Source organism: Pseudomonas sp. B23(2017), from assembly GCF_002113725.1.
Lineage (GTDB): Bacteria > Pseudomonadota > Gammaproteobacteria > Pseudomonadales > Pseudomonadaceae > Aquipseudomonas > Aquipseudomonas putida_Z.
The window spans coordinates 299,044-325,513 of sequence record NZ_NEJM01000003.1 but is presented as its reverse complement, the minus strand read 5'-3'; the positions used below and the strand labels follow the sequence as shown (position 1 = coordinate 325,513).

Here is a 26,470-nt window from a genome sequence, read left to right as displayed (position 1 = left end):
CCTTGTGTCGCGATGGGCTGCAAGGCAGCCCCATTGGCCTCAAGCCTCCTGCATGAACTGTTGCCGATACTGGTTCGGCGACAACTCGGTGTGCTGACGGAACAGCCGCGCAAAGAAACTGGCATCGTCATATCCGACCTCATAGCTGATGGTCTTGATGCTCTTGCGCGTACTCGACAACAACCCCTTGGCCGTCTCGATCCGTAGCCGTTGCAGGTAGTGCAGCGGCTTGTCACCCGTCGCGCCCTGGAAGCGGCGCATGAAATTGCGAATGCTCATGCCGTGGTTGCGGGCCACGTCCTCGAAGCGGAACTTGTCGGCGAAGTGTTCTTCCAGCCAGTGCTGGATCTGCAGGATGATCAGGTCCTGGTGCAGCTTCTGCCCGCCAAAGCCCATGCGCCCGGGGGTGTAGTTGCGCTGCACCTCGTAGAGGATGTCGCGGGACACGGCGCGGGCCACGTTGGCGCCACAGAAGCGTTCGATCAGGTAGATGTACAGGTCGCAGGCCGAGGTGGTGCCGCCGGCGCAGTACAGGTTGTCGGCGTCGGTCAGGTGCTTGTCCTGGTTCAGCCGGATCTTCGGGAAGCGTTCGGCAAAGCTGTTGAAGAAGCGCCAGTAGGTGGTCGCTTCCTTGCCGTCGAGCAGGCCGGACTCGGCCAGCCAGAACACGCCACTGGCCTCGGCGCACAGCACAGCGCCACGGGCATGCTGTTCACGCAGCCACGGCAGCACCTGTGGATAACGTTGCAGCAGGTTGTCGAAGTCGTCCCAGAAGGCCGGGAGGATGATCACATCGGCGTCGTCCAGGCCGCCTTCGACCGGCAGCTGCACATTGCTGAAGCTGTCCACGGGCTGGCCGTCCGGGCTCACCAGGCGGATCTCGAACATGGGCTGAAGGCCCAGGCCCAGCTGCTTGCTGTAGCGCAAGCTGGCGAGGTGGAAGAAATCCTTGGCCTGCATCAAGGTCGAAGCGAACACCTTGTCAATGGCCAGGATGCTGACGCGCCGCAGCGACGCGGAGGGTTGGGTAAACATCATTGTCATTGTTCTTATAGGGTAGAGTGGTCAATCACCGGCTGGATCGTCTTATTTTTTGGCGATTGTGTCTAGCCCGTGAAGCAGGGGCTGCTTTGCAGCCCAATCGCCGGCAAGCCAGCTCCCACAGGCACTCCACAGGCCTCAGGCTCGCGCCGGACCTTGTGGGAGCTGGCTTGCCGGCGATTGGGTCGCGAAGCGGCCCCTCTCGGCTCAAGGCGCCGGGTTCGGTTGCTCCTGGTGAATCGCCTCGATCGCCGCCAGCAGTTCATCACTCAGGCTCAGCTCGAGGCTGGCAAGGTTGCTGTCCAGCTGCTCGAGGCTGGTCGCGCCAATGATGTTGCTGGTCACGAACGGCTGCCGAGTGACGAATGCCAGGGCCATCTGCGCGGGGTCCAGGCCGTGCTCGCGGGCCAGCTGCACATAGCGGCTGCAGGCCGCCACGGTCTGTGGGTTGGAGTAGCGGGCAAAGCGGCTGAACAGGGTCAGGCGTGCGTTTTCCGGGCGTGCGCCGTTCTCGTATTTGCCGGAAAGCATGCCGAACGCCAGCGGCGAATAGGCCAGCAGGCCGCACTGCTCGCGGATGGCCACTTCCGCCAGGCCCACCTCGAAGCTGCGGTTGAGCAGGTTGTACGGGTTCTGGATCGACACCGCTCGCGGCCAGCCGCGGCTTTCGGCCAGTTGCAGGAACTTCATGGTGCCCCACGGCGTTTCGTTGGACAGGCCGACGTGGCGGATCTTGCCCGCGCGCACCTGCTCGTCGAGCACTTCGAGGGTTTCTTCCAGCGGGGTGAAGTGGTCCTGTGGCAGGTGCTGGTAGCCCAGCTTGCCGAAGAAGTTGGTGCTGCGCTCGGGCCAGTGCAGCTGGTACAGGTCGATGCGGTCGGTCTGCAGGCGCTTGAGGCTCTCGTCCAGCGCGGCGACGATGTGCTGGCGGTTGTGCTTGAGCTGGCCGTCGCGGATGTGGCTGATGCCGTTGCCGGGGCCGGCGACCTTGCTGGCCAGCACCCAGTCGTCGCGATCGCCATTGGCGCGGAACCAGTTGCCGATGATGCGCTCGGTGGCGGCGTAGGTTTCGGGGCGGGGCGGCACCGGGTACATCTCGGCGGTGTCGATGAAGTTGACCCCGGCGGCCTTGGCCCGGGCAATCTGCTCGAAGGCCTCGGCCTGGACGTTCTGCTCGCCCCAGGTCATGGTGCCCAGGCACAGGGCGCTGACATTGAGGTCGGTACGGCCGAGCTGGCGGTATTCCATCGGGTAGACACTCCTTGACAAAGAAGCCCATCAAAGCAGGTTGAAATTTTTCGCGCAATCTGGATAATTCGGCCCCTCTCCGTGTGGCGGAAGTGATGCACCACCACGCAGGAAGAACCCCGTCGAACATTGGCGTGCCTGACCCGAGCCCCCAAAAGCGTCAGCGTTCGGCTGCGCGCTTGCCCTTGGCAAGCTGTGCACTATCCAGTAAGATTCGCCGTCTATTTTTCGCTGGGCGGCCTCTGAGGCTTTAGAGAATGAAAACTTTTACTGCTAAACCGGAAACAGTAAAGCGCGAGTGGTTCGTAGTCGACGCCGCTGGCCAGACCCTGGGTCGTCTGGCTACCGAAATCGCTAGCCGTCTGCGTGGCAAACACAAACCAGAATACACCCCTCACGTTGACACCGGCGACTACATCGTCGTCATCAACGCCGAGCAGGTTCGTGTGACTGGTGCCAAGTCTTCCGACAAGATGTACTACTCCCACTCCGGTTTCCCGGGCGGTATCAAGGAAATCAACTTCGAGAAGTTGATCGCCAAGGCCCCTGAGCGTGTTATCGAAACTGCGGTCAAAGGCATGCTGCCGAAGAACCCGCTGGGTCGCGACATGTACCGCAAGCTGAAAGTGTACGCGGGTGCTGCTCACCCACACACTGCTCAGCAGCCTCAAGAACTGAAGATCTAACGGGATAGTTCATTATGTCGGCGACTCAAAACTACGGCACTGGCCGTCGCAAGACCGCAACCGCTCGCGTATTCCTGCGTCCGGGTACTGGTAACATTTCCATCAACAACCGTTCTCTGGACGTGTTCTTCGGTCGCGAAACCGCTCGCATGGTTGTTCGTCAGCCGCTCGAGCTGACCGAAACCGTCGAGAAGTTCGACATCTACGTCACCGTTTCCGGTGGTGGTGTCAGCGGTCAAGCCGGTGCGATCCGTCACGGTATCACCCGCGCTCTGATGGAATACGACGAAACCCTGCGTGGCGCTCTGCGTCGTGCTGGCTACGTCACCCGCGACGCTCGTGAAGTTGAGCGTAAGAAAGTGGGTCTGCGTAAAGCGCGTAAGCGTCCTCAGTACTCCAAGCGTTAATACCGCTTCGGCAGTCGAAAAAGCCCGGTTCCTTGGAACCGGGCTTTTTTTATGTCTTGAACTAACCTGTCAGCATGTCGGTGACGACTTGCCGCATAGACGCAGATCAAGCAAAGCGAGGGTTGTAGCCCGTTCCCCGGGTAATCACCTTGTCAGTGTGTGGATTTGTTTCTTACCATGGCGGCCAATTTTTAGTGCCACAGACATTACCTAAGTACAGGCCAGGTCCAACTGGCCAAGCAAGCTGATGGGAGAGGACTGAATGAGCAATGACGGCGTCAACGCAGGCCGGCGCCGCTTCCTCGTAGCCGCGACATCTGTAGTCGGGGCAGCGGGGGCAGTGGGGGCTGCGGTACCGTTCGTGGGGTCATGGTTTCCCAGTGCCAAGGCGAAAGCCGCGGGTGCACCGGTGAAGGTCAATATCGCCAAGGTCGAGGCCGGGCAGCAGATGGTGGCCGAGTGGCGTGGCCAGCCGGTGTTCATCGTGCGGCGAACGGACGAGATCCTCGGTAACCTGAAAAAGGTCGTCGGTGACCTGGCTGACCCCGAGTCCAAGGCCTCGGTACAGCCCACCTACGTCGACCCGCAGGTTCGTTCGATCAAGCCGGAAATCCTCATCCTTGTCGGCCTGTGCACACACCTGGGCTGCTCGCCCACCTTCCGTCCGGAAGTCGCGCCCGCCGACCTTGGCCCGAAATGGGTCGGTGGCTATTTCTGCCCGTGCCACGGCTCCCACTACGACCTGGCCGGCCGTGTCTACAAGTCGCAGCCGGCACCTCTCAACCTGCCCGTGCCACCGCACTCTTACGAGTCGGACGAGATCGTCGTCATCGGCGTTGACCAGGAGAACGCATGATGAGCAAGTTCATGGACTGGATTGATGCTCGCTTCCCCGCCACCAAGATGTGGGAAGACCACCTGAGCAAGTATTACGCGCCCAAGAACTTCAACTTCCTGTACTTCTTCGGCTCCCTGGCGCTGCTGGTGCTGGTCAACCAGATCGTCACCGGTGTGTGGCTGACCATGAGCTTCACGCCCTCGGCGGAAGAGGCGTTCGCCTCGGTCGAGTACATCATGCGTGACGTGGAATACGGCTGGATCCTGCGCTATCTGCACTCCACCGGTGCATCGGCGTTCTTCATCGTGGTCTACCTGCACATGTTCCGCGGCCTGCTCTACGGCTCCTACCAGAAGCCGCGTGAACTGGTGTGGCTGTTCGGCATGCTGATCTACCTGGCGCTGATGGCCGAAGCCTTCATGGGCTATCTGCTGCCGTGGGGTCAGATGTCGTACTGGGGTGCCCAGGTGATCATCTCGCTGTTCGGTGCCATTCCGGTGATCGGTGGCGACCTCACCCAGTGGATCCGCGGTGACTACCTGATCTCGGGTATCACCCTGAACCGCTTCTTCGCCCTGCACGTGGTCGCCCTGCCGATCGTGATTCTCGGCCTGGTGGTGCTGCACATCCTCGCCCTTCACGAAGTGGGTTCGAACAACCCCGATGGCGTCGACATCAAGAAGAAAAAGGACGAGAACGGTATCCCGCTGGATGGTATCCCGTTCCACCCGTACTACACCGTCAAGGACATTGTCGGCGTGGTGGTGTTCCTGTTCGTGTTCTGCGCCGTGGTGTTCTTCTTCCCGGAAATGGGCGGTTACTTCCTGGAGAAACCTAACTTCGAGCAGGCGAACGCCTTCAAGACCCCCGAGCACATTGCGCCTGTGTGGTACTTCACGCCGTTCTACGCGATCCTGCGTGCGGTGCCTGACAAACTGATGGGCGTCATCGCCATGGGTGCGGCCATTGCCGTGCTGTTCGTGCTGCCCTGGCTCGACCGCAGCCCGGTGCGCTCCATGCGCTACAAGGGCTGGATCAGCAAGCTCTTCCTGCTGGTGTTCTGCGTGGCCTTCGTCATCCTCGGCGTGCTGGGCGTACTGGCGCCGACACCTGGGCGTACCTTGCTGTCGCAGGTGTGCACGGTGTTGTACTTCGCCTACTTCCTGCTGATGCCGTTCTACACAAGGCTCGAGAAGACCAAACCGGTTCCGGAAAGGGTGACTGGCTGATGAAAAAGTTGATTGCAGTATTTTTGCTGGCAGTGATGCCTGCCTTTTCCTTCGCGGCCGAAACGGGCCTGGAGCTGGACAAGGTCGACATCGACCTGGGCGACAAGGCCGCCATGCAGGACGGTGCGCGTACCTTTGCCAACTATTGCATGGGTTGCCACAGTGCCAAGTTCCAGCGTTACGAGCGGGTGGCCGATGACCTTGGCATCCCCCACGAGCTGATGCTCGAGAAGCTGGTGTTCACCGGTGCCAAGATCGGTGACCACATGCAGATCGGCATGAAGCCCAGTGACGCCAAGACCTGGTTCGGCGCCGCACCGCCAGACCTGACCCTGGTGGCGCGGGTGCGTGGCACCGACTGGCTGTACACCTACCTGCGCAGCTTCTATGAAGACCCGTCGCGGCCTTATGGGGTGAACAACAAGGTGTTCCCGAACGTTGGCATGCCAAACGTGCTGGTTGGCCTGCAGGGCAACCAGTACGTCGGCTGCAAACAGGTGCAGACCGTGACCGATGGCAAGAAGCAATTCGACCCGTTGACCGGCGCCCCGATCACCCATGAAGCCTGCGACCAGCTGACCATTACGCCGAATTCCGGTACCCTGACGACCGAGCAGTTCGACGAGAAGGTCAAGAACCTGGTGACCTTCCTGGCCTATTCGGCCAACCCGGTCAAACTGGAAAGCCAGCGCATCGGTACCTACGTGTTGCTGTACCTGGCTTTCTTCTTCGTATTCGCCTACTTGCTCAAGCGTGAATACTGGAAGGACGTGCACTGATCACGCAGTAGTTTCTGGTTGTTGAACGCGCCCGTGGTGGCCTGGCAGATCTGCCAGGTCACCACGGGCGCGTTTTCATTTACAGTTTCACAAGCATCCCGTGCGAGGAGGCGCTACATGGGCGCAACCAACAGGTTAGCCTGCTATTCCGACCCCGCTGATCACTATTCTCATCGGGTACGCCTCGTGCTGGCCGAGAAGGGTATCAGCGTGCAGGTCATCGATGTCGACCCCGGCCGCCTGCCGCCCAAGCTGGTCGAGGTGAACCCTTACGGCAGCGTGCCGACCCTGGTCGACCGTGACCTGGCGCTGTATGAATCGACCGTGGTGATGGAATACCTCGAGGAGCGTTATCCGCATCCGCCGCTGATGCCGGTGTACCCGGTTGCGCGGGGCAACAGCCGCTTGCTGATGCATCGCATCCAGCGCGACTGGTGCTCCCTGGCCGATACCGTGCTCGACCCGCGCAGCAGCGAGGCTGCCCGAGCCGAAGCGCGCAAGGCGTTGCGTGAAAGCCTGACCGGAGTCTCGCCGTTGTTCGGCGAGTTCGCCTGCTTCATGAGTGAGGAGCAAAGCCTGGTCGATTGTTGTCTACTGCCCATACTCTGGCGTCTGCCGGTGTTGGGTATCGAGTTGCCGCGGCAAGCCAAGCCGCTGCTGGATTACATGGAGCGGCAGTTCGCCCGCGAGCCTTTCCAGGCGAGCCTGTCCTCTGTAGAACGTGAAATGCGCAAGCTTTAAGGAGCCGTTGATGAACTCCAGTCGCCCCTATCTGGTTCGAGCACTGTACGAGTGGATCGTCGACAACGATTGCACGCCCCATATGCTGGTCAATGCCGAATTTCCGAAGGTCCAGGTGCCGGATGGTTTCGCCAGTGATGGCCAGATCGTGTTGAACATCTCGCCAAGTGCCGTGCGCAGCCTGCACATGGACAACGACGCGGTCAGCTTCGAGGGCCGCTTCGGTGGCGTGGCTCACTCGCTGTACGTGCCGGTTGGCGCCATCCTGGGTATCTATGCCCGCGAAAATGGCCAGGGTATGGTCTTCGAGCTGGAGCCGCCCGTGATGGATGACGATGAGCCGGAAGATGATGATGTACAGCCGGATGACAATGGCCCACCAGAAGGTGGTGGCCAGCCGCCACGCCCGACTGGCCGGCCAAGCCTGAAAGTGGTCAAGTAACAAAAAAGGCGATCCAACCGGATCGCCTTTTTCTTTACCAGCCCTGGCTTACAGGTCGCTGATGGTGCGTACCTGGTCCTTGTTGATGCGGGTACGCTTGCCGTCGAGTTGCTGGAACTCGTAGAAGCCGGCGTCGCGGTCGAATTCCGGTGCGTCGACTGCCTGGATTTCACGACCATCGTTTAGGGTGATCAGGCTTGGTGTGGAGCAGCCGGCCAAGGTGGCGAAAGTGCCGAACAGCAGGGCAGGCAGCAGAAGCTTTTTCATGCGGTGTTTCCTGGATTTCTGAAAGGTGGGGCAGTGTTGTCGCCTGTGCTGGCCTTTTCGCGGGTAAACCCGCTCCCACAGGAACACAACAAGCCTCGAAGGCTGTGAGATCCCTGTGGGAGCGGGTTTACCCGCGAAGAGGCCGGCGCAGACAATCAGTGAATCAGTCGATGTACTCGAACAGTTTGACGATCTTCTGCACACCCGAAACGCCCTGTACCACGGCAGTGGCCGAGTTGGCCTCCTGCTGGGTCACCAGGCCGAGCAGGTAGACGATGCCGTTCTCGGTAATCACCTTGATGCGCGAGCTGGGCACGGCATTGTCGGTCAGCATCTGGGTCTTGATCTTGGTGGTCAGCCAGGCGTCGTTGTTGCGCGCCAGGATGGAGGAGGGCTGCATCACCTGCAGCTCGTTGTGCACTTTCTTGACCCGCTGTACCTGGCTGGCAGTCTGCTCGGCAAGGCTCTTGAGGTCGGCGCGCGGGGTCTGGCCGGCCAGCAGGACGATGCCGTTGTAGCTGCTGACAACGATGTGCGAACCTTTGTCCAGGTCAGGGCTGGCCTTGGCAATGTTGACCGAGGCCTTGGTTTCGATCAGCGAATCGTCGATCTTGCTGCCGATGGTGCGCGTGCCGCGATCGTCCTCGATCGGCGAATTGCGGGTAGAGGTCAGTACCGAGCTGCAACCAGTGACGCTCAGGCACAGGGTCAGGGCCATAAGGCCGAGGCGCATAGGGGTCATTCTTCACTCCCGAACAGTTGGCTGTCGATCAGATCACACAGGCAGTGGATCGCCAGCAGGTGGACTTCCTGGATGCGCGCGGTAACCGTCGAAGGTACGCGGATTTCCACGTCTTCGGGCAGCAGCAACGAAGCCATGCCGCCGCCATCGCGACCCGTCAATGCTACGACAATCATTTCGCGGTCATGTGCGGCCTGGATCGCCTGGATCACGTTGGCCGAGTTGCCGCTGGTGGAGATCGCCAGCAGAACGTCACCGGGCTGGCCCAGCGCGCGGATCTGCTTGGAAAAGACTTCGTTGTAGCTGTAGTCGTTGGCGATCGAGGTCAGGGTCGAGCTGTCGGTGGTCAGCGCGATGGCCGGCAGGCTCGGGCGTTCGCGCTCGAAGCGGTTGAGCAGCTCCGAGGAAAAGTGCTGGGCATCGCCGGCCGAGCCGCCGTTGCCGCAGGCGAGCATCTTGCCCTCGTTGAGCAGTGCATTGACCATGACCAGGCTGGCCTGCTCGATGTGCGGTGCCAGGATGTCCATTGCCTGTTGCTTGGTATCGATGCTGGCCTGGAACAGCCGGCGAATTCGGGATTGCATGTCCATCTGGTGACCTTAAGTGGGGCGGTGGCCTTTGCTACGCGCAACAACGACCAGCCCGCGAAACATAGAGCAAAAAAATCGGAGTGGGTTCAGCATTCGAAGGCGTTTTTCAGCCATTGAAGCGGTCTGCCTGCATGGTGGCTGCCCTGCAGGGCGACTACGTCGAAGCGGCAGGGGTGGTTGCCCCAGCGGGGCTCCTTCTGCAGGAACAGGCTGGCGGCGAGCACCAACCGTTTCTGCTTGCGCCCGTCGATACTGCCGAGGGCGCCACCGAAGCCCGCGTGCAACCGGTAGCGGACTTCGACGAATACTACTGTATCGGCGTCGAGCATGACCAGATCAAGCTCACCGCCTTTGCATCGCCAGTTGCGCGCCAGCAGTTGCAGGCCCTGCCCTTGAAGGTATTCAAGGGCCTGGGTTTCCGCTGCCTGCCCGGCGCTGGTGGGTGACGCTGCTGCCATCAGCGGGCGGTGTCAGGCAGGCGCTGGACCTGGCCGCCGACGAACTCGGCCCAAGGCAGCTGGCGCTCGACACGCTGGTTGGCGTTCATGCTCAGGCTGCCCGAAAGGCCCAGTACGCGGTTGTCCGGCAGCGCTTTCAGTTGGCCCAGGCGCGGCGCCAGGCTGTAGGCGTCGACGCCCATGGCATACAGGCGGCCCAGGCTGCCGGCGGCTTGCGGCCACTGCTGCACGACCTGCTGGCGCAGGCTGTTGCTGGTATCGAGCAGCCACGGGGTTTCGCAGAAGCGGATACCGTTCATGTCGTTGTACTGGTTGACGTCACCACTGGCGCTGTACAGGTTCGAGGTGGCGTAGACCGGTACGTCACCGGCGTACTGGAAGTTCAGGGTCGGCTTGATCTGCTGGGCCTGTTGCGGGGTCGAGGCGAGGAAGATGAAGTCGATGTCCTGGCGGCGCGACGGCTGCGCGGCGATGCTGCCACCTACCGTGCTCTGCAGGCTCTTGGCGCGGCCTTCGCTCTGGCGCAGCTGGAACAGGTCGGCAATCTGCTGGGCCAGTGCGACCGGCTGGGCGATGCGCTCGGCGGCGAGCAGGGTGCCACCGTTGCCTTCCCAGTCCTGGCGGAAGGCGGCAAGCACGCGGTCGCCCCATTCGCCGCTCGGCACCAGGGCCACGGCGCGGACCATGCCATCGGCGCGGGCGCGGCGGGCCACTTCACGGGCTTCGTCTTCGGCAGCCAGGCCGAACTGGAACAGCTGCGGCGGCGATTTCTGGCCGGCGTCGGCGTAGTTCAGGGCCAGGGTGGTGATCGGCAGTTGTGGCTTGGCAGCCAGTTGCTTGACCAGCGGTTTTTCCAGCGGGCCGATGACCAGCTGTACGCCTGCGGCCTGGGCCTGACGATAGAAGTCGTCGAGCGAACCGATGCGCGAGCTGTCGAATACCTGCACGGCTGGCGCCTGCTGGCCGGCTTGCTGGGCCTGGAAGTGCGCAGCCATGAAGCCGTCACGCAGGGCGCGGGCAACACCGGCCAGCGGGCCTTCCTGAGGCAGCAGCAGGGCAATCTTGGTCAGCGGCTGGCTGGCCAGCTCCTTGAGCTTGGTCAGTGCCAGCGGCAGTTGCTGGGCAGCCGGGTGGTCCGGGTGCTGCTTGACCCAGGCGTCGATAGCCGCTTGCTGCTGTTCCAGGGTGCCGGCGCTTTTTACCGCGAAGGCCAGGCTGGTCCAGCCGGCCAGGGTCTGGTCGTTGCCAGGCTGCTGCAGTTGCTCTGCCGGCAGCGAGGCGACCAGTGCCCAGATGGCGTCATTGTTGGCGCTGGCGGCCTGGCCGCTGAGCAGCGGGGTCAGCAGCACGCGCTGTTGCGCGGCGGCCAGGGCCTGGCCATCGGCTTCGAGGGCGGCCGCGTGCACGCTGTAGGTGCGCGCTTGCTGTTCTTCCGGCAGTTCGGCGACGCGCTGCAGGCTCGGGTGGGCCAGGGCGGTCAGGGCAGCCTTGGGCTGGTTGCGGCTCATGGCCAGCTCGGCACCGAGGGTGCTGGCGAACACTTGCTGCGCCGGCTTGAGGGTGTCCAGCGGCACCTGCTCGAGGATGCGTGCGGCGCGTGGGAAATCCTTCTGCTTGTAGGCCAGGTCGGCTGCGCTCAGGCGCAGCAGGGCGGCGTCTTCCGCGGACTTGCTGGAAGCAGCCTTCTCGAGCAGTTGCTCGATGCTGGCGTCCGGGGTGCGTGGCAGTTCGCCCAGGCTGGATGAGGGCGAGCTGGCGCAGGCTGCCAGCAAGGCAGCAAGGCAGAGGGCTGTGAACAGCCGCAGGCAAGCGATCATGTAAAGGTCCTGTTACTCGATCAAGGTGGCCGGCAATTGTACCCAAGCGCTGGCCGGGGCGCGATGTTGCCGTATCGATCCTTCACTATAGGAGGCCTGCCATCGGTCGTCGGCGAAGTTCTTTGCGCCCTGTTGCAGGCGCTCGGGCTACAATGGCGCCTTTGATCCGAACGACAGGTGTGCGCAGTGACTGATGTGGCAGGGGCTTCGAAATCCACCGTGGGGACGCTGTATGTGGTCGCAACCCCCATCGGCAACCTCGACGACATGAGCGCCCGGGCGCTGAAGGTGCTGGCGGACGTGGCCCTGATCGCGGCGGAAGATACCCGTCATTCGATCCGCCTGCTGCAGCACTTCGGCATCGACACGCCGCTGGCGGCCTGCCATGAGCACAACGAGCGTGACGAGGGCGGGCGTTTTCTCACCAAGCTGCTGGCGGGTGAGAATGTGGCGTTGGTCTCCGATGCCGGCACGCCGCTGATTTCCGACCCGGGGTACCACCTGGTGCGCCAGGCGCGGGCTGCGGGTGTGAACGTGGTGCCGGTGCCGGGCGCCTGCGCTCTGATCGCCGCGCTGTCGGCGGCCGGCCTGCCTTCGGACCGCTTCATCTTCGAAGGCTTCCTGCCGGCCAAGGCAGCGGGGCGCCGGGCGCGCCTGGAGCAGGTAAAGGAAGAGCCGCGCACGCTGATCTTCTATGAGGCCCCGCACCGTATCCTGGAATGCCTCGAGGACATGGAGGCGGTGTTCGGTGGCGAGCGCCCGGCGCTTTTGGCGCGCGAGCTGACCAAGACCTTCGAGACCCTCAAGGGCCTGCCCCTGGCCGAGCTGCGCGCGTTCGTTGCCGGCGACAGCAACCAGCAGCGCGGTGAGTGCGTGGTGCTGGTCGGTGGCTGGAGTGCGCCGGAGGGCGAGCAGGCGATCAGTGCCGAGGCGCAGCGGGTGCTCGACCTGCTGCTGGCCGAGTTGCCACTCAAGCGGGCGGCGGCGCTGGCCGCGGAAATTACCGGGGTGCGCAAGAACCTGCTGTACCAACTGGCCCTGGAAAAGCAGAAAGCCGAGTAGTGGCAAATTGATATAGATGTCGGTATTGCTTGTTCTCGGGCGCGCGTGCCGTTAATCTTGGCGGCGGAGAGTCGATCGGACAGTCGCTGCCTGCTTTTGTTCCGCAACAGCAGGGGGAGGAAAGTCCGGGCTCCATAGGGCAGAGTGCCAGGTAACGCCTGGGAGGCGCGAGCCTACGGAAAGTGCCACAGAAAATAACCGCCTAAGCACTTCGGTGCCGGTAAGGGTGAAAAGGTGCGGTAAGAGCGCACCGCACGGCTGGCAACAGTTCGTGGCTAGGTAAACCCCACTCGGAGCAAGACCAAATAGGGTTCCATCAGGCGTGGCCCGCGTCGGAACCGGGTAGGTTGCTAGAGGCGTCCAGCGATGGCCGTCGTAGAGGAATGACTGTCCTCGACAAAACCCGGCTTACAGATCGACTCTCCACCTTTCCCTCCCTGCTTTATTCGATAGCAGATGCCCTCTGGTAATACCGAAAAAATCTTACTCTTAATAAATCACTTTAACTTCGAACTCCATTCGCCTGCGTGGGTTTGATTTTTCTCGTGTTTTTTTCTCCTCGGTAGTCCTTCCGCATTCCTTTATTGCGCTAAATCTCGGTCCTGTAAGGCTTTTCCTTCCGAACGTGCCTTGACGGTGCTGCGGGCGGATTCCTATAGTGTGCGCAAGTGGCAGAAAGTGGGATGAAGTGGGTTTTCTGGCACAAAAAAGCTAACATTGTGGGGAATCGCAGCCGTGTTCCGCGGAGCCAACGCCGTCAGCCTCGATGCCAAGGGCCGTCTCGCCATGCCGAGCCGGTACCGTGACGAGCTCGATTCGCGTTGCAATGGTCAACTGATCGTGACCATCGACGCCGTTGACCCCTGCTTGTGTGTTTATCCCCTCGATGAGTGGGAACAGATAGAAGCCAAGTTGCGTGCCTTGCCATCGTTGCGTGAGGAAAACCGCCGCCTGCAGCGTTTGCTGATCGGTAATGCGGTTGACCTGGAGCTCGATGGCAGCGGGCGTTTCCTGGTACCGCCCCGTCTGCGTGAGTACGCCAAGCTCGACAAGAAGGCGATGCTGGTGGGGCAACTGAACAAATTCCAGCTGTGGGATGAAGATGCCTGGAACGCGGTTTCGGCAGCCGACCTTGCAGCTATTCAACAACCGGGCGCCATGCCCGACGAATTGCGTGACCTGATCCTGTGACCATAGATAGCGGCTTCAACCACATTACCGTCCTGCTCGACGAAGCTGTCGAGGCATTGGCCTTGCGCGCCGACGGTTGCTATCTGGACGGCACTTTCGGCCGTGGCGGGCACAGCCGGCTGATTCTCAGCAAGCTCGGGCCGCAAGGGCGGCTGCTGGGTTTCGACAAAGATCCACAGGCGATTGCCACGGGGCAAGCGCTGGCGGCCGAAGACGGCCGCTTTGTCATTGTGCAGCGCAGCTTTGCCGAGCTGGGCGCGGAAGTGGCCGAGCGCGGCCTGGATGGCAAGGTCAGCGGCGTATTGCTGGACCTGGGCGTTTCCTCGCCGCAGCTGGATGACCCCGAGCGTGGCTTCAGCTTCCTCAATGATGGCCCGCTGGACATGCGCATGAACCCGGACCAGGGCATCAGCGCCGCCGAGTTCATCGCCACTGCGCCGGTGGAAGAGATCGCCCGCGTATTCAAGGAATACGGCGAGGAGCGCTTTGCCGGGCGCATGGCGCGTGCTGTGGTGGAGCGCCGCGAAAAGCAGCCGTTCACCCGTACCGCCGATCTGGCGGAAGTGCTCAAGGTGGCCAACCCGGCTTGGGAAAAGGGCAAGAACCCGGCTACCCGTGCCTTCCAGGGCCTGCGCATCCACGTCAACAACGAACTGGGCGACCTAGAGAGCGGTCTGGAGGCAGCGCTCGAAGCGCTTGAAGTCGGCGGTCGCCTGGCAGTCATCAGTTTCCACTCGCTGGAAGACCGTATCGTCAAGCTGTTCATGCGCAAGCTGGTCAAGGGCGAGGCCGACAACCTGCCACGCAACCTGCCGGTTCAGCACAAGGCCTTCGAGCCGAAAATCAAGCTCATCGGCAAGGCCCAGTTCGCCTCCGAAGCCGAGCTCAAGGCCAACCCGCGGGCGCGCAGCGCCGTGATGCGGGTGGCGGAGAAGCTGCGGTGAGCAGGCTGTTTGCCAAACCCTTGCCAGGCGGAAGCTTCCTGATGCTTCTGCTGTTCGTTGCCGTGCTGATTTCGGCCATCGCCGTGTCCTACAGCGCGCACTGGAACCGTCAGTTGCTCAACACCCTGTACGGCGAGTTGAACGAACGCGACAAGGCCCAGGCCGAGTGGGGCCGGCTGATCCTCGAGCAAAGCACCTGGACCGCCGCCAGCCGCATCGAAAACCTGGCTTCCGAGCAACTGAAGATGCGCGTACCTTCGGCTGACGAAGTACGGATGGTGGCGCCATGATGAAGCTCGAAGGCGCACTCTACCCATGGCGCTTCCGCGTGGTGATCGGCTTGCTGGCGCTGATGGTCGGTGCCATCTGCTGGCGCATCATCGACCTGCAGGTGGTCGACCGTGACTTCCTCAAGGGCCAGGGCGATGCGCGCAGCCTGCGTCACATCCCTATCCCGGCTCACCGCGGCCTGATCACCGACCGTAACGGTGAACCGCTGGCGGTCAGTACCCCGGTCACCACCCTGTGGGCCAACCCCAAGGAAATGCAGGCCTCCAAGGACCGCTGGCCACAGCTGGCGGCAGCGCTGGGGCAGAACCCGCAGCAACTGACTGAGCGCCTGACCCAGCAGGCCAGCAAAGAGTTCATCTATCTGGTCCGCGGCCTTACCCCGGAGCAGGGCCAGCATGTACTCGACCTGAAAGTGCCGGGCGTTTACGGCCTGGAAGAATTCCGCCGCTTCTACCCGGCCGGTGATGTCACCGCGCACATGGTCGGCTTCACCGACCTCGACGACCACGGTCGCGAAGGGGTGGAACTGGCCTATGACGAGTGGCTGGCCGGCGTACCCGGCAAACGGCAGGTGATCAAGGACCGGCGCGGCCGGCTGATCAAGGACATTCAGGTAACCAAAAACGCCAAGGCCGGGAAGACCTTGGCGTTGTCGATAGACCTGCGCCTGCAGTACCTGGCTACCCGCGAGCTGCGCAACGCCATTGCCGAACAGGACGCCAAGGCCGGCAGCCTGGTGATCATGGACGTCAAGACCGGTGAGGTCCTGGCCATGGTCAACCAGCCGACCTACAACCCCAACAACCGCCGCAGCATGTTCCCGGCCGCCATGCGTAACCGCGCGATCATCGACGTGTTCGAGCCGGGCTCCACGGTCAAGCCGATCTCCATGAGCGCGGCACTGGAAAGTGGCCGCTGGAAGCCGACCGACAAGGTCGAGGTGTACCCGGGCAGCCTGCAGATCGGCCGCTACACCATCAAGGACGTGTCCAGGAGCGAGGGCCCGATCCTCGACCTGACCGGCATCCTGATCAACTCCAGTAACGTCGGCATGAGCAAGATCGCCTTCGACATCGGCGGCGAGGCCATCTACCGGGTCATGTCCCAGGTCGGCCTGGGCCAGTACACCGGCCTTGGCTTCCCCGGCGAGCGCGTCGGCAACCTGCCCAACCACCGCGAGTGGCGCAAGGCAGAGACCGCGACCCTGTCCTATGGCTATGGCGTGTCGGTCACCGCCCTGCAACTGGTGCATGCCTACGCGGCGCTGGCCAACGACGGCAAGATGGTGCCGCTGTCGATCCTCAAGGTCGACAAGGCCCCGGAAGCCGTGCAGGCCATTCCGAAGGAAACCGCCGAAACCGTTCAGGGCATGCTGCAGCAGGTGATTGAAGCACCGCGCGGCGTGTTCCGCGCCCAGGTGCCGTTCTACCACGTGGCCGGCAAGTCCGGTACCGCGCGTAAAGCCACCGTGGGCTCCAAGGGCTACACCGAAAACGCCTACCGCTCGCTGTTCGCTGGCTTCGGTCCGATGAGCGACCCGCGCTACGCCATCGTCGTGGTCATCGACGAACCAGGCAAGGGCGGCTACTTCGGCGGCCTGGTTTCGGCGCCGGTGTTCAGCAAGGTCATGTCCGGCACCCTGCGCCTGATGAACGTGCCGCCAGACAACCTGCCGCCGCCAGCACCCGTCGAACAATCGCAAGTCAATGCAGCAGCAACCGCCAAGGGAGGGCGTGGATGATGACAATGCCATTGAGCAAGCTTTTCGCTCACGCCAGCCGTGACCCGCTGATCCGTGAACTGACCCTGGACAGCCGCAATGTGCGCCCGGGCGATCTGTTCCTGGCCGTGCCGGGCGCCAAGGTCGATGGCCGCGAGCATATCGCCGATGCCCTGGCGCGTGGCGCTGCCGCCGTGGCCTATGAAGAGCAGGGCGCGAACGTCCTGCCAATCACCGACGCGCCACTCATCCCGGTCAAGGGCCTGATCGCCCAGCTTTCGGATATCGCAGGGCGCTTCTATGGCGAACCGAGCCGCCAGCTGAACCTGGTGGGTGTGACCGGTACCAACGGCAAGACCAGCGTCACCCAGCTGGTGGCCCAGGCGCTGGACTTGCTTGGCCAGCGTTGCGGCCTGATCGGCACCCTGGGTACCGGCTTCTATGGTGAGCTGCAGAGTGGCCGCCTGACCACGCCCGACCCGATCGCCGTGCAGTCGACCCTCAACGACCTCAAGAAAGGTGGCGCCAAGGCCGTGGCCATGGAGGTTTCCTCCCACGCCCTGGAGCAGGGCCGGGTCGCCGCGCTGGAATTCGACATCGCGGTCATGACCAACCTGTCCCGCGACCACCTGGACTATCACGGCAGCATGGAGGCCTACGAGGCCGCCAAGGCCAAGCTGTTCGCCTGGCCGAGCCTGCGCTGCCAGGTGGTCAACCTGGATGACGACTTCGGCCGTCGCCTGGCCGCCGATTTTGCCCGCCGCCCGAGTGTCGACCATATCGAGACCCGGTTGCTCAGCTACAGCCTGGAGAAGCCGGAGGCCTCGCTGTTCTGCCGCGAAGCCGTGTTCAATGACGATGGCGTGCGCGCCACCCTGGTCACCGCCCAGGGCGAACGTACCCTGCGCAGCCAGTTGCTGGGCCGCTTCAACCTGAGCAACATGCTCGCCGCCGTGGCGACCCTGTTGGCGCTGGACTATGCGCTGGACGAAATCCTCGAGGTCACCCCGCAGCTGCAGGGGCCGATCGGCCGCATGCAGCGCCTGGGCGGGGGCGACAAGCCGCTGGTGGTGGTCGACTACGCACACACCCCGGACGCCCTGGAGAAAGTGCTCGAAGCCCTGCGCCCGCACGCGCACGGCAAGCTGCTGTGCCTGTTCGGCTGCGGCGGCGACCGAGACCGCGGCAAGCGTCCGCTGATGGCCGAAGTGGCCGAACGCCTGGCAGACCGCGTGCTGGTCACCGACGACAACCCGCGTACTGAAGACCCGCTGCGCATTTTCGATGACATCCGCCCCGGTTTCGCCAGTGCTGCCGAGGTCGAGTTCGTTGCCGGTCGTGGCGAAGCCATCGCACACCTGATCGCCACTGCCGCTGCCGACGATGTGATCGTGCTGGCCGGCAAGGGGCACGAGGATTACCAGGAGATCAATGGCGAGCGCCATGATTTCTCCGATTTGACCGAGGCCGAAAAGGCACTTGCAGCCTGGGAGGCTCCACATGCTTAAGCCGATGTCACTCAGCCAGCTGACCACAGCACTGAGTGGTCAACAAATCGGTGCCGACGCCACCTTCACCGGCGTCAGCATCGACAGCCGCAGTGTTGGCGCCGGGCAACTGTTCGTCGCCCTGGCCGGCCCGCGCTTCGATGGCCACGACTACCTGGCCGATGTGAAGGCCAAAGGCGCTGTCGCGGCCCTGGTCGAGCGTGAAGTAGCCGATGTCGACCTGCCGCAGCTGCTGGTCGCCGATTGCCGCCTGGCCCTCGGCCAGCTTGGCGCGCTGAACCGTGCTCCCTTCGACAAACCGGTGGTGGCCATCACCGGTTCCAGCGGCAAGACCACGGTCAAGGAGATGCTGGCCAGCATCCTGCGCACCCGTGGCCTGGTGCACGCCACCCGCGGCAACCTGAACAACGACCTCGGCGCGCCGCTGACCCTGCTGGAGATCGCCCCCGAGCACAGTGCCGCGGTAATCGAACTGGGCGCCTCGCGCATTGGCGAGATCCGCTACACCGTCGGCCTGACCCAGCCCCAGGTGGTCATCATCAACAACGCCGGTACCGCCCACGTTGGCGAGTTCGGCGGCCCGGAAAAGATCGTCGAAGCCAAGGGCGAGATCCTCGAAGGCCTGGGCGAGGGCGGTATCGCCATCCTCAACCTGGACGACAAGGCCTTTGATATCTGGAAGGCACGCGCCGGCGCGCACAAGGTCTTCAGCTTCGCCCGCAGCAATGCAAAGGCCGATTTCCATGCCACGGACATCGGTCGTGATGCCCGTGGTTGCCCGTCGTTCAAGCTGCACGGCGCTGGTGACGTGGTAGACGTGCAACTCAATGTGCTTGGTGAGCACAACGTCAGCAACGCCCTGGCCGCCGCCGCCGCTGCCCATGCCGTTGGTCTGAGCCTGAGCGGCATCGCCGCCGGCCTGGCTGCCGTGCAGCCGGTCAAGGGCCGTACCGTGGCGCAGATCGCGCCGAACGGTGTGCGCGTGATCGACGACAGTTACAACGCAAATCCCACCTCCATGTGCGCGGCCATTGATATACTCGCCGGCTTTTCCGGACGCACCGTCCTGGTGCTTGGAGATATCGGCGAACTGGGGCAATGGGCGGAAGAAGGCCACCGTCAGGTGGGTGACTACGCGCGTGGCAAGGTCAACGCCCTGTACGCAGTGGGTTCCAACATGACACACGCGGTCAAGGCGTTCGGCGCCAATGGCCGCCATTTCGCTACTCAAGCTGAGCTGATCGACGCGGTTGGCGCCGAGAATGCCAGCGACACCACTATCTTGATCAAGGGCTCGCGCAGCGCTGCGATGGAAAACGTCGTGGCGGCATTGTGCGGTGCCAGCGGGGAGAAACATTAATGCTGCTGCTGTTGGCCGAGTATCTGCAACAGTTCCACAAAGGCTTCGCGGTCTTCCAGTACCTGTCCCTGCGCGGGATTCTGGGTGTGCTGACCGCGTTGTCCCTGGCGCTGTGGCTGGGGCCGTGGATGATCCGTACCCTGCAAATCCGCCAGATCGGCCAGGCCGTGCGTAACGACGGCCCGCAATCGCACCTGTCCAAGTCCGGCACCCCGACCATGGGTGGGGCGCTGATCCTGTCCGCCATCGCCGTCAGCACCCTGCTGTGGGCCGACCTGACCAACCGCTACGTGTGGGTGGTGCTGATCGTTACCCTGGCATTCGGTGCCATCGGCTGGGTCGACGACTACCGCAAGGTGATCGAAAAGAACTCGCGTGGCCTGCCAAGCCGCTGGAAGTACTTCTGGCAGTCGGTGTTCGGCCTGGCTGCCGCCATCTTCCTGTACAAGACCGCGCCGACCAGCGTCGAAACCACGCTGATCCTGCCGTTCATCAAGGATGTCACCATTCCGCTGGGCATCGGCTTCGTCGTGCTGACCTACTTCGTCATTGTCGGTTCGAGCAACGCGGTCAACCTCACCGACGGCCTCGACGGCCTGGCGATCATGCCGACGGTGATGGTCGGCGGTGCCCTGGGCATCTTCTGCTACCTGTCGGGCAACGTGAAGTTCGCCGAATACCTGCTGATCCCCTACGTGCCGGGCTCGGGCGAGCTGATCGTGTTCTGCGGCGCGCTGATCGGTGCCGGCCTGGGCTTCCTGTGGTTCAACACCTACCCGGCGCAGGTCTTCATGGGTGACGTCGGCGCGCTGGCGCTGGGCGCCGCGCTGGGCACCATCGCCGTGATCGTCCGCCAGGAAATCGTGCTGTTCATCATGGGCGGCGTGTTCGTCATGGAAACCCTGTCGGTGGTGATCCAGGTTGCCTCCTTCAAGCTGACCGGCAAGCGCGTGTTCCGCATGGCGCCGATCCACCACCACTTTGAACTCAAGGGCTGGCCAGAGCCACGGGTGATCGTCCGCTTCTGGATCATCACCGTGATCCTGGTGCTGGTCGGCCTTGCAACCCTGAAACTGAGGTAGATGAGCGTGTCCCTGATCGCTTCCGACCAATTCCGCATCGTTGTCGGCCTCGGCAAGAGCGGCATGTCCCTGGTTCGCTTCCTGGCGAGCCGGGGCATTGCCTTTGCGGTCGCCGACACCCGCGAGCAACCGCCGGAACTGGACACCCTGCGCCGTGATTACCCGCAGGTGGAAGTGCGCTGTGGTGAGCTGGACGTGGACTTCCTGTGCCGCGCCAACGAGCTGTACGTCAGCCCCGGCCTGGCCCTGGCCACCCCGGCCCTGCAGCAGGCGGCCGCGCGTGGCGTGAAGCTGTCCGGTGACATCGAACTGTTCGCCCGCCACGCCAAGGCCCCGATCATTGCCATCAGCGGCTCCAACGCCAAGAGCACCGTCACCACCCTGGTCGGCGAAATGGCCGCCAAGGCGGGCAAGCGCGTGGCGGTGGGCGGCAACCTCGGTACCCCGGCGCTGGACCTGCTGGCCGATGACGTCGAGCTGTACGTGCTGGAACTGTCCAGCTTCCAGCTGGAAACCACCGACCAGCTCAACGCCGAAGTGGCCACCGTGCTGAACATCAGCGAAGACCACATGGACCGCTACAGCGGCCTGCCGGCCTATCACCTGGCCAAGCACCGGATCTTCCGTGGTGCCCGCCAGGTCGTGGTCAACCGCCAGGACGCCCTGAGCCGGCCGCTGCCGGTGGAAGGCCGCCCATGCTGGACCTTCGGCCTCAACCAGCCGGATTTCAAGGCCTTCGGCCTGCGCGAAGTGGACGGCGAGAAATACCTGGCTTTCGAATTCCAGGCACTGATGCCGGCGCGTGAGCTGAAGATTCGCGGCGCCCACAACCAGAGCAACGCCCTGGCGGCACTGGCCCTGGGGCATGCTGCCGGCCTGCCGTTCGAACCGATGCTCGAGGCACTGCGCGAGTTCGGCGGCCTGGCCCACCGTTGCCAGTGGGTGCGCGAGCGCAACGGCGTTAACTGGTACGACGATTCCAAGGCCACCAACGTCGGTGCTGCCCTGGCCGCCATCGAAGGCCTGGGTGCCGACATCGAAGGCAAGCTGGTGCTGATCGCCGGTGGCGATGGCAAGGGCGCCGACTTCGCCGCGCTGCGCGAGCCGGTCAAGCGCTTCTGCCGTGCCGTGGTACTGCTTGGCCGTGATGCCGAGCGGCTGGCCGAAGCCCTGGGCGATGGCGTGCAACTGGTCCGCGTCAAGACCCTCGACGACGCCGTGCAGCAATGCGCCGAACTGGCCCAGGCGGGTGATGCCGTGCTGCTGTCGCCGGCGTGCGCCAGCCTCGACATGTTCAAGAACTTCGAAGAACGCGGGCGCCTGTTCGCCCAGGCAGCGGGAGGCCTTGCATGATCTTCGGCATCCTCAAGCCCTATCCGTCGCCGCTGATCAGCGGCCGTGGCATCGACCTGGACTTCGCGATGCTCGCCGGCTGCCTGGCATTGCTGGGCCTGGGCCTGGTGATGATCACCTCGGCGTCCTCGGAAGTGGCTGCGGTGCAGTCGGGCAACCCGCTTTACCACATGTTCCGCCACCTGGTGTACGTGTTCCTCGGCCTGGTCGCCTGTGGCGCCACCATGCTGGTACCGATCGCCACCTGGCAACGCATGGGCTTCCTGATGCTGCTGGGTGCCTTCGGCCTGCTGGTACTGGTGCTGGTGCCGGGTATCGGCCGCGAAGTGAACGGCTCCATGCGCTGGATCGGCTTCAGCTTCTTCAACGTGCAGCCTTCGGAAATTGCCAAGGTGTTCGTGGTCGTCTATCTGGCCGGCTACCTGGTGCGCCGGCAGACCGAGGTACGCGAAACCTGGATGGGCTTCTTCAAGCCGTTCATCGTGCTGCTGCCCATGGCTGCCCTGCTGCTGATGGAGCCGGACTTCGGCGCCACCGTGGTGATGATGGGCGCGGCGGCGGCCATGCTGTTCCTCGGCGGGGTGGGGCTGTTCCGCTTCAGCCTGATGGTGGTGTTGGCGGTGGTCGCGGTGTTCGTACTGGTACAGGCGCAGCCTTACCGGATGGCGCGCCTGATTACCTTTACCGACCCGTGGTCCGACCAGTTCGGCTCGGGCTACCAGCTGACCCAGGCGCTGATTGCCTTCGGCCGTGGCGAGTGGCTGGGCGTTGGCCTGGGCAACAGCGTGCAGAAGCAGTTCTACCTGCCTGAAGCGCACACCGACTTCGTGTTCTCGGTACTGGCCGAAGAACTCGGCGTGGTCGGCTCGCTGCTGACTATCGCGCTGTTCGTATTCGTGACTGTGCGTGCCCTGTATATCGGCCTGTGGGCGGAAAAAGCCAAGCAGTTCTTTGCCGCTTATGTTGCCTTCGGCCTGGCCTTCCTGTGGATCGGCCAGTTCCTGATCAACATCGGTGTGAACGTCGGCCTGCTGCCGACCAAGGGCCTGACCCTGCCGTTCCTCAGTTACGGGGGCAGTTCGCTGGTGATCTGCTGTGCCTGTGTGGGCCTGTTGCTGCGTATCGAGTGGGAAAGCCGCACGCACCTGGGCAGTGAGGAACACGAATTCAGCGAAAGCGATTTTGCCGAGGAGACCAATCATGGCCGCTGACGGCAAGAACGTACTGATCATGGCGGGCGGCACCGGGGGCCACGTGTTCCCGGCCCTGGCCTGCGCCCGTGAATTCCAGGCGCGCGGCTACAGCGTGCACTGGCTGGGCACCCCGCGTGGCATCGAGAACGAACTGGTGCCCCAGGCCGGCCTGCCGCTGCACCTGATCCAGGTCAGTGGCCTGCGCGGCAAGAGCAAGCTGTCGTTGCTCAAGGCGCCGTTCACCCTGGTCAAGGCCGTGCTGCAGGCGCGGCGTATCGTGCGCGAGCTCAAGCCGGTATGCGTGGTCGGCTTCGGTGGTTATGTGACTGGCCCCGGCGGCGTGGCCGCACGCCTGTGCGGCGTACCGCTGGTGATCCACGAGCAGAACGCCCGCGCCGGTACCACCAACCGCCTGCTGCTGCCGCTGGCTGCGCGTGTTTGCGAAGCCTTCCCGGCCACCTTCGCGGCCAGCGACAAACTGCGCACCACCGGCAACCCGGTGCGCCCGGAACTGTTCATGGACGCCCTGCGCGCGCCCCTGACCGAGCGCCGTGCGCGCCTGCTGGTGATGGGCGGCAGCCTGGGTGCGGAACCATTGAACAAATTGTTGCCTAAGGCCCTGTCCGAAGTGCCCGCTGCACTGCGGCCAGAGGTATTCCACCAGGCCGGCAAGCAACACGCGCCGGCCACCGCCGAGCGTTATCACGAGGCGGGTGTCGAGGCTCAGGTAGAGCCCTTCATCAAGGACATGGCCCAAGCCTATGGCTGGGCCGACATTGTGGTGTGCCGGGCCGGCGCCCTGACCGTCAGCGAGCTGGCGGCAGCGGGCCTGCCTTCGATGCTGGTGCCATTGCCCCATGCGATCGACGACCACCAGACCCACAACGCCCAATATCTGGCCCGGGAAGGCGCAGCCTTCCTGATGCCACAAGCGACAACTGGCGCAGCGCAGCTCGCTGAACGCCTGAACGAGGTGCTGATGCAACCCGAGAAACTCAACGTCATGGCAGGCACCGCACGGCGCCTGGCCAAACCTGCCGCAACCAGCACCGTGGTCGATATCTGCCTGGAGGTGGCCCATGGTTGAGAGCCAGAAAGCCATGCCCCAGCCGAAGATGGGCCGTATCCGCCGTATCCACTTCGTCGGTATCGGCGGCGTGGGCATGTGCGGCATTGCCGAAGTGTTGCTGAACCTGGGCTATGAAGTGTCCGGTTCCGACCTGAAGGCCTCGCCGGTCACCGAACGCCTGGAATCGTTCGGCGCCGAGATCTTCGTCGGCCACCGCGCCGAGAACGCCGCCACCGCCGATGTGCTGGTGGTGTCCAGCGCCATCAACCCGGCCAACCCGGAAGTCGCCACCGCCCTCGAGCGGCGCATTCCGGTGGTGCCGCGTGCCGAGATGCTCGCCGAGCTGATGCGCTATCGCCATGGCGTGGCCGTTGCCGGCACCCACGGCAAGACCACCACTACCAGCCTGCTGGCCTCGGTGTTCGCCGCTGGCGGCCTGGACCCGACCTTCGTCATCGGTGGCCGCCTGACCGCGGCCGGCACCAATGCCCAGCTGGGTACCAGCCGCTACCTGATTGCCGAAGCTGACGAGAGCGATGCCAGCTTCCTGCACCTGCAGCCAATGGTTGCCGTGGTCACCAACATCGACGCCGACCACATGGCGACCTACGAAGGTGACTTCAACAAACTGAAGAAAACCTTCGTCGAGTTCCTGCACAACCTGCCGTTCTACGGCCTGGCCGTGATGTGCCTGGACGACCCGGTAGTGCGCGAGATCCTGCCACAGGTCAAGCGCCCGACCGTGACCTATGGCTTCAGCGACGAGGCCGACATCCGCGCCATCAACGTGCGCCAGATGGGCATGCAGACCCACTTCACCGTGCTGCGCCGCGACCGCGAGCCGCTGGAGGTGTCGGTGAACATGCCCGGCAACCACAACGTGCTCAACGCCTTGGCCACCATCGCCATCGCCACCGACGAAGGCATCACCGACGAAGCCATCGTCCAGGGCCTGTCCGGCTTCCAGGGCGTCGGCCGCCGCTTCCAGGTGTACGGCGAACTGCCGGTCGAAGGCGGCAGCGTGATGCTGGTCGACGACTACGGCCACCACCCGACCGAAGTGGCTGCGGTGATCCAGGCCGTGCGCGGCGGTTGGCCAAGCCGTCGCCTGGTGATCGTCTACCAGCCGCACCGCTACAGCCGTACCCGCGACCTGTACGACGATTTCGTCCAGGTGCTGGGCGATGCCAACGTGCTGCTGCTGATGGAGGTCTACCCGGCCGGCGAAGAGCCGATCCCCGGCGCTGACAGCCGCCAGCTGTGCCACAGCATCCGCCAGCGCGGCAAGCTGGACCCGATCTACATCGAGCGTGGCGTCGACCTGGCGCCGCTGGTCAAGCCACTGCTGCGCGCTGGCGACATCCTGATCTGCCAGGGTGCCGGTGATGTCGGCGGCCTGGCCCCTCAATTGATGAAAAGCCCGCTGTTCGCTGGCGCCAAGCAGGAGAAGTCGAAATGACCAGCGCCTACGACAAGCTGCACTCGACCCTGGACGTCAAGGCGTTCGGCCGCGTCGCGGTGCTGTACGGTGGCAAGAGCGCCGAGCGCGAAGTGTCGCTCAAGTCCGGTGCCGCAGTGATCGACGCGCTGACCACTGCCGGTGTCGACGTGGTCGCCATCGACGTGGGTGACGACCTGCTCGACCGCCTGCAAAGCGAGAAGATCGACCGCGCCTTCATCATCCTCCACGGTCGTGGCGGTGAAGACGGCAGCATGCAAGGCCTGCTCGAGTGCCTGGGCATCCCCTACACCGGTAGTGGCATCCTTGCCTCGGCACTGGCGATGGACAAGCTGCGCACCAAGCAGGTGTGGCAGAGCCTGGGTATTCCGACCCCGCGCCATGCGGTGCTGGCGAGCGAAAGCGATTGTTTGCAGGCCAGCACGGAACTGGGCTTCCCGCTTATCGTCAAACCCGCCCATGAAGGTTCCAGCATCGGCATGGCCAAGGTGAACAGCGCCCAGGAACTGGTCGCCGCCTGGCAGGATGCCGCCCGATACGATTCCCAGGTACTGGTGGAGCAGTGGATCCACGGGCCGGAGTTCACCGTTGCGGTATTGCGCGGCCAGGTGCTGCCGCCGATCGCCCTGGGTACGCCGCACGTGTTCTACGACTACGACGCCAAGTACATCGCCAACGATACCCAGTACCGCATTCCGTGCGGCCTGGACAGCGTCAAGGAACAGGAACTGATCGACCTGACCGCACGTGCCTGCGATGCCATCGGCATCGAAGGCTGGGGGCGGCTGGACGTGATGCAGGACGAGCAGGGCCGGTTCTGGCTGCTCGAAGTCAACACCGCACCCGGCATGACCGACCATAGCCTGGTGCCCATGGCGGCCCGCGCGGCCGGCCTGGACTTCCAGCAACTGGTGCTGGCGATCCTGGCCGAAAGCGTGGCGACGCGAGGTTAA

The 26,470-nt window shown here is 63.6% G+C and carries 27 protein-coding genes and 1 other RNA gene; 21 read left to right on the top strand and 7 right to left on the bottom strand.

Annotation, left to right across the window (positions count from 1 at the left end; translation table 11 throughout):
- Nucleotides 1-39: 39 nt before the first annotated feature.
- Nucleotides 40-960, bottom strand: a complete 921-nt coding sequence (locus CAG46_RS07215) for a GlxA family transcriptional regulator (RefSeq protein WP_075047039.1) — start codon at nucleotides 958-960, stop codon at nucleotides 40-42.
- A gap of 288 nt (nucleotides 961-1,248) precedes the next feature.
- Nucleotides 1,249-2,289, bottom strand: a complete 1,041-nt coding sequence (locus CAG46_RS07210; protein ID WP_023662822.1) for an NADP(H)-dependent aldo-keto reductase — start codon at nucleotides 2,287-2,289, stop codon at nucleotides 1,249-1,251.
- A gap of 257 nt (nucleotides 2,290-2,546) precedes the next feature.
- Between CAG46_RS07210 and rplM the strand changes: the two genes are divergently transcribed.
- The 7 genes from rplM to CAG46_RS07175 all read left to right on the top strand — a co-directional run bounded on the left by rplM (nucleotide 2,547) and on the right by CAG46_RS07175 (nucleotide 7,411).
- Entirely contained in the window at nucleotides 2,547-2,975 is a 429-nt protein-coding gene (gene rplM / locus CAG46_RS07205; RefSeq protein WP_003260798.1) for a 50S ribosomal protein L13, read from the top strand.
- 14 nt (nucleotides 2,976-2,989) lie between these two features.
- Entirely contained in the window at nucleotides 2,990-3,382 is a 393-nt protein-coding gene (gene rpsI, locus CAG46_RS07200; protein ID WP_003260797.1) for a 30S ribosomal protein S9, read from the top strand.
- Nucleotides 3,383-3,644: 262 nt separating this feature from the next.
- Nucleotides 3,645-4,238, top strand: a complete 594-nt coding sequence (gene petA / locus CAG46_RS07195; RefSeq protein WP_015271723.1) for a ubiquinol-cytochrome c reductase iron-sulfur subunit — start codon at nucleotides 3,645-3,647, stop codon at nucleotides 4,236-4,238.
- Complete coding sequence (locus tag CAG46_RS07190) at nucleotides 4,238-5,449, top strand: cytochrome bc complex cytochrome b subunit (RefSeq protein ID WP_025340560.1); 1,212 nt, start codon at nucleotides 4,238-4,240, stop codon at nucleotides 5,447-5,449. The genes petA and CAG46_RS07190 overlap by 1 nt, the downstream gene beginning before the upstream one ends.
- Nucleotides 5,449-6,228 (top strand): cytochrome c1, encoded by a 780-nt coding sequence (locus tag CAG46_RS07185; protein WP_085614300.1) that lies wholly within the window; start codon nucleotides 5,449-5,451, stop codon nucleotides 6,226-6,228. Before CAG46_RS07190 ends, CAG46_RS07185 begins: the two co-directional genes overlap by 1 nt.
- A 117-nt stretch (nucleotides 6,229-6,345) precedes the next feature.
- A complete protein-coding gene (locus tag CAG46_RS07180; RefSeq protein WP_075046271.1) occupies nucleotides 6,346-6,969 on the top strand; it encodes a glutathione S-transferase N-terminal domain-containing protein in 624 nt (207 codons plus the stop codon).
- Nucleotides 6,970-6,979: 10 nt separating this feature from the next.
- Nucleotides 6,980-7,411, top strand: a complete 432-nt coding sequence (locus tag CAG46_RS07175) for a ClpXP protease specificity-enhancing factor (RefSeq protein ID WP_025340557.1) — start codon at nucleotides 6,980-6,982, stop codon at nucleotides 7,409-7,411.
- 48 nt (nucleotides 7,412-7,459) lie between these two features.
- On the opposite strand, the gene CAG46_RS07170 is transcribed toward CAG46_RS07175, so the two are convergent.
- The 5 genes from CAG46_RS07170 to CAG46_RS07150 all read right to left on the bottom strand — a co-directional run bounded on the left by CAG46_RS07170 (nucleotide 7,460) and on the right by CAG46_RS07150 (nucleotide 11,285).
- Complete coding sequence (locus CAG46_RS07170; RefSeq protein WP_085614299.1) at nucleotides 7,460-7,678, bottom strand: YgdI/YgdR family lipoprotein; 219 nt, start codon at nucleotides 7,676-7,678, stop codon at nucleotides 7,460-7,462.
- 163 nt (nucleotides 7,679-7,841) lie between these two features.
- Nucleotides 7,842-8,420: a BON domain-containing protein gene (locus tag CAG46_RS07165; protein ID WP_015271720.1), complete on the bottom strand. Its 579-nt coding sequence runs from the start codon at nucleotides 8,418-8,420 to the stop codon at nucleotides 7,842-7,844.
- Nucleotides 8,417-9,010, bottom strand: coding sequence for a phosphoheptose isomerase (locus CAG46_RS07160; RefSeq protein ID WP_012274070.1), 594 nt, complete (start codon nucleotides 9,008-9,010; stop codon nucleotides 8,417-8,419). The genes CAG46_RS07165 and CAG46_RS07160 overlap by 4 nt, the downstream gene beginning before the upstream one ends.
- Before the next feature lie 86 nt (nucleotides 9,011-9,096).
- Nucleotides 9,097-9,468 carry a YraN family protein gene (locus CAG46_RS07155; RefSeq protein WP_085614298.1) on the bottom strand — a complete coding sequence of 124 codons (372 nt, stop codon included), beginning with the start codon at nucleotides 9,466-9,468 and terminating at the stop codon, nucleotides 9,097-9,099.
- Complete coding sequence (locus CAG46_RS07150; protein WP_085614297.1) at nucleotides 9,468-11,285, bottom strand: penicillin-binding protein activator; 1,818 nt, start codon at nucleotides 11,283-11,285, stop codon at nucleotides 9,468-9,470. Before CAG46_RS07150 ends, CAG46_RS07155 begins: the two co-directional genes overlap by 1 nt.
- A gap of 186 nt (nucleotides 11,286-11,471) precedes the next feature.
- On the opposite strand from CAG46_RS07150, the gene rsmI reads away from it, so the two are divergent.
- The 14 genes from rsmI to CAG46_RS07080 all read left to right on the top strand — a co-directional run bounded on the left by rsmI (nucleotide 11,472) and on the right by CAG46_RS07080 (nucleotide 26,470).
- Nucleotides 11,472-12,347, top strand: a complete 876-nt coding sequence (gene rsmI, locus CAG46_RS07145; RefSeq protein WP_043935900.1) for a 16S rRNA (cytidine(1402)-2'-O)-methyltransferase — start codon at nucleotides 11,472-11,474, stop codon at nucleotides 12,345-12,347.
- A 67-nt stretch (nucleotides 12,348-12,414) separates the two neighbouring features.
- Nucleotides 12,415-12,774: RNase P RNA component class A (gene rnpB / locus CAG46_RS07140), an RNA gene on the top strand.
- Between the two features lie 308 nt (nucleotides 12,775-13,082).
- Nucleotides 13,083-13,538, top strand: a complete 456-nt coding sequence (gene mraZ / locus CAG46_RS07135; protein ID WP_004575120.1) for a division/cell wall cluster transcriptional repressor MraZ — start codon at nucleotides 13,083-13,085, stop codon at nucleotides 13,536-13,538.
- Nucleotides 13,535-14,482 (top strand): 16S rRNA (cytosine(1402)-N(4))-methyltransferase RsmH, encoded by a 948-nt coding sequence (rsmH, locus tag CAG46_RS07130; RefSeq protein ID WP_085614296.1) that lies wholly within the window; start codon nucleotides 13,535-13,537, stop codon nucleotides 14,480-14,482. The genes mraZ and rsmH overlap by 4 nt, the downstream gene beginning before the upstream one ends.
- Nucleotides 14,479-14,772, top strand: a complete 294-nt coding sequence (gene ftsL, locus CAG46_RS07125; RefSeq protein WP_025340552.1) for a cell division protein FtsL — start codon at nucleotides 14,479-14,481, stop codon at nucleotides 14,770-14,772. The genes rsmH and ftsL overlap by 4 nt, the downstream gene beginning before the upstream one ends.
- Nucleotides 14,772-16,514, top strand: a complete 1,743-nt coding sequence (locus CAG46_RS07120) for a penicillin-binding protein 2 (protein ID WP_162276789.1) — start codon at nucleotides 14,772-14,774, stop codon at nucleotides 16,512-16,514. The genes ftsL and CAG46_RS07120 overlap by 1 nt, the downstream gene beginning before the upstream one ends.
- Nucleotides 16,514-18,001 carry a UDP-N-acetylmuramoyl-L-alanyl-D-glutamate--2,6-diaminopimelate ligase gene (locus tag CAG46_RS07115; RefSeq protein ID WP_085614375.1) on the top strand — a complete coding sequence of 496 codons (1,488 nt, stop codon included), beginning with the start codon at nucleotides 16,514-16,516 and terminating at the stop codon, nucleotides 17,999-18,001. Before CAG46_RS07120 ends, CAG46_RS07115 begins: the two co-directional genes overlap by 1 nt.
- Nucleotides 17,994-19,361 carry a UDP-N-acetylmuramoyl-tripeptide--D-alanyl-D-alanine ligase gene (murF, locus tag CAG46_RS07110; protein ID WP_085614295.1) on the top strand — a complete coding sequence of 456 codons (1,368 nt, stop codon included), beginning with the start codon at nucleotides 17,994-17,996 and terminating at the stop codon, nucleotides 19,359-19,361. The genes CAG46_RS07115 and murF overlap by 8 nt, the downstream gene beginning before the upstream one ends.
- Nucleotides 19,361-20,443 carry a phospho-N-acetylmuramoyl-pentapeptide-transferase gene (gene mraY / locus CAG46_RS07105; RefSeq protein ID WP_025340548.1) on the top strand — a complete coding sequence of 361 codons (1,083 nt, stop codon included), beginning with the start codon at nucleotides 19,361-19,363 and terminating at the stop codon, nucleotides 20,441-20,443. The genes murF and mraY overlap by 1 nt, the downstream gene beginning before the upstream one ends.
- A 6-nt stretch (nucleotides 20,444-20,449) precedes the next feature.
- Nucleotides 20,450-21,796 (top strand): UDP-N-acetylmuramoyl-L-alanine--D-glutamate ligase, encoded by a 1,347-nt coding sequence (gene murD / locus CAG46_RS07100; protein WP_039613069.1) that lies wholly within the window; start codon nucleotides 20,450-20,452, stop codon nucleotides 21,794-21,796.
- A complete protein-coding gene (gene ftsW, locus CAG46_RS07095; protein ID WP_075046263.1) occupies nucleotides 21,793-23,007 on the top strand; it encodes a putative lipid II flippase FtsW in 1,215 nt (404 codons plus the stop codon). Before murD ends, ftsW begins: the two co-directional genes overlap by 4 nt.
- On the top strand, nucleotides 22,997-24,076 hold the full coding sequence (murG, locus tag CAG46_RS07090; RefSeq protein ID WP_085614294.1) for an undecaprenyldiphospho-muramoylpentapeptide beta-N-acetylglucosaminyltransferase: 1,080 nt from the start codon (nucleotides 22,997-22,999) through the stop codon (nucleotides 24,074-24,076). The genes ftsW and murG overlap by 11 nt, the downstream gene beginning before the upstream one ends.
- The gene (gene murC / locus CAG46_RS07085; protein ID WP_013974110.1) at nucleotides 24,069-25,517 is read left to right on the top strand and encodes a UDP-N-acetylmuramate--L-alanine ligase; all 1,449 of its coding nucleotides are present in this window, start codon (nucleotides 24,069-24,071) and stop codon (nucleotides 25,515-25,517) included. Before murG ends, murC begins: the two co-directional genes overlap by 8 nt.
- Entirely contained in the window at nucleotides 25,514-26,470 is a 957-nt protein-coding gene (locus CAG46_RS07080) for a D-alanine--D-alanine ligase (protein ID WP_015271707.1), read from the top strand. Before murC ends, CAG46_RS07080 begins: the two co-directional genes overlap by 4 nt.